General features: G+C 44.4%; 2 protein-coding genes and 2 pseudogenes. 1 reads left to right on the forward strand and 3 read right to left on the reverse strand.

Going from position 1 to position 2,120, the window contains the following annotated elements; all coding sequences use genetic code 11:
- Positions 1-96: 96 nt before the first annotated feature.
- The gene (locus H6G97_RS50330; protein WP_190947685.1) at positions 97-453 is read right to left on the reverse strand and encodes a DUF1392 family protein; all 357 of its coding nucleotides are present in this window, start codon (positions 451-453) and stop codon (positions 97-99) included.
- Positions 450-1,061 (reverse strand): annotated as a pseudogene (locus H6G97_RS50335) (DNA cytosine methyltransferase); the annotation flags it as partial. The pseudogene H6G97_RS50335 and the gene H6G97_RS50330, both read right to left, overlap by 4 nt.
- A 27-nt stretch (positions 1,062-1,088) precedes the next feature.
- Here H6G97_RS50335 and H6G97_RS50340 point away from each other — a divergent pair.
- The gene (locus H6G97_RS50340; protein WP_199350200.1) at positions 1,089-1,313 is read left to right on the forward strand and encodes a hypothetical protein; all 225 of its coding nucleotides are present in this window, start codon (positions 1,089-1,091) and stop codon (positions 1,311-1,313) included.
- A 255-nt stretch (positions 1,314-1,568) separates the two neighbouring features.
- Here H6G97_RS50340 and H6G97_RS50345 read toward each other — a convergent pair.
- Positions 1,569-2,042: pseudogene (locus tag H6G97_RS50345) on the reverse strand (AIPR family protein); the annotation flags it as partial.
- Between the last annotated feature and the right edge of the window lie 78 nt (positions 2,043-2,120).

A 2,120-nucleotide genomic window follows, 5' to 3' on the forward strand; every position in this document is an offset into this window, starting at 1 on the left:
TTTTCTCAATTTAAAAAATCTTAACAAAAATATCTGTAAATAAATTTTACTCATCATAGTTGCGATTAGCTTATGAGTTTATGTAATCACACTATCTTAAAGTCCAAAGTTATTGGTAAGATTTGGCGGATTCAATGCACGCTGTAAGATTGTTCTAATGAAATCGAAACTCGACCAACTCACCCAAGCCAAACACAGGTTTTCTTTAGTAACCGGTTGTAAGTTGCCTGTGCCAATAAGTTCACTACCCCAAACACTAATATTGTCATTACCAGTAGATATTTCGTATTTCCAACCCTGCGGCGACCACTCCACCCCGCAGCAGTAACCGAATGCTTTGACTCTCTTGACGTACACCCGCTCAAGCAAACTTACCAGTAACGGCGGGATTCGTGGGCCCCAAGGTGGGGAGATGTACCAGCACTGTTCTAAGTCTTGGACAAGGTTATTCATACAGTCACTCTTAATAATTTGCTCTGTACTGATGCAAATAATTGACTTGCGAAGCTGGGAGGCACGGAATACCCGATAATTGACCCAGCCGTTGCTGCCTCTTGGGGAAACTCGTACCAATCAGGAAAGCCCTGTAACTTCGCAGCCCCTGCAATTGACAAAGATTTAACTATCCCATCCGGCAACCAGATATCAGCGAACTTACTACGGTTGCAGCCTTTGTGATCGGTGAAGTGCGATCGCAGAATGGTGTTACAGGGTAGATGCCCAGGCTTGTACTTCATTCCGTTGCGCCCTCCAACTCTCTCTAGTAGCAATGGCGTTGGTTCGTTAGCTGTCAGAAATTGTTCTACCGCTTGCCGTTGTTTGGAGAGTAGTTGGGAATCGGTCATGGTGGGGATTAGATGCGCGATACCTTCGGCACACTTCGTGAACGCCTCGTACCAACCACAAGATTTAGCTCCCATAGGTAAGGCAACGTGAAAACCCTTGCTTGCAACCAGGACTAACCGCCGCCGCGCCTGGGGCAACCCAAAGTCAGCCATTTTGACCACGCTGTAATCGACCGAGTACCCCTCTGATTCCAGAACTTGCAGGATAATACTGAAACTCTGACTGTTCTGATAGCATTGACGATGGAACTAAATCAACGTGCCATACAAGGCGATTCAGAAACACAACGTTTCGTACAACAAGAGAGCCAAAAATGGATAGATTCTCTGTTTAATCTCACAAATGACAAAACTACTGCTTTATTGCTATTCCACTTATTTCAAGGCGCAATCTTAGACTTCTTGGCTACGGGAAATGCACAACGTGGACAGCAAACCATCAAGGCTTTCACCGAAACGCTACAGTAGCTTCAACGCGGTTGTTGTTCAGATCGTCTCGAAAAGATGGAGAATTGCTTAAGCGTGGTTGGGACATGAAGCCCTGTAGTGTGAATTTGCGGTAAGCTGAAAATACCTTACCGCAACCCGGTTGCACTATGATCTGATTGAAGCATCTGTGTCCGGCTGTGTTCAAAAGACTAATATCGCTCCTTCTGCTCTGTTGGTAACTTTAGCTGGTTCCCACTAATGTGTGGCAATATCTCAACCTCCCTCTAACCATTTTTAGTTAGGAGTAAGTGTTAATTTTTCACACTTGTTAGACTTAACCATTTTAACCAAACGCCCATTGAGATAACTTTGGGCAGCGATGTATAGACTTTCCCAAATCTCTTGGTTGCGACTGATTTTCGCTCCGACGGTATTACCTGCTGTTTTCTCCGCTATCAAATACTTACGAAAATTGTTATTCCAGAGATGTTGTAAAAAATCTTCCGCGAATTCGTCAAATGGAATAATCCAGTTGTAGTTTGTGTCTAGAAACACCCTGTACGCTGCAACTATCGGTAGTGCTAACTCTGCTGGCGCTCCAAACCCGAAGGAATATTTACTGTCAGGGAGCAGGGTAGTTTTCCTAGTATCAATTGAGGCTAAGTCATTTATGCCCTTTCTTCTGGGATTGGTGATGTGCTGTTGAATAATCTCATACAGCCTCTGCTCTATCCATAGCCGAATGGCACTAAGAAAAGCGGAAAGCCTTATCAATTAAGCAGTTTGCAATTGATGACGTAATTCATGTCTGGGCTTGGTCAATCTGGGGTAAGCTTTGGGGCGACG

This window comes from Nostoc flagelliforme FACHB-838, from assembly GCF_014698065.1.
Taxonomy (GTDB): Bacteria; Cyanobacteriota; Cyanobacteriia; order Cyanobacteriales; family Nostocaceae; genus Nostoc; species Nostoc flagelliforme_B.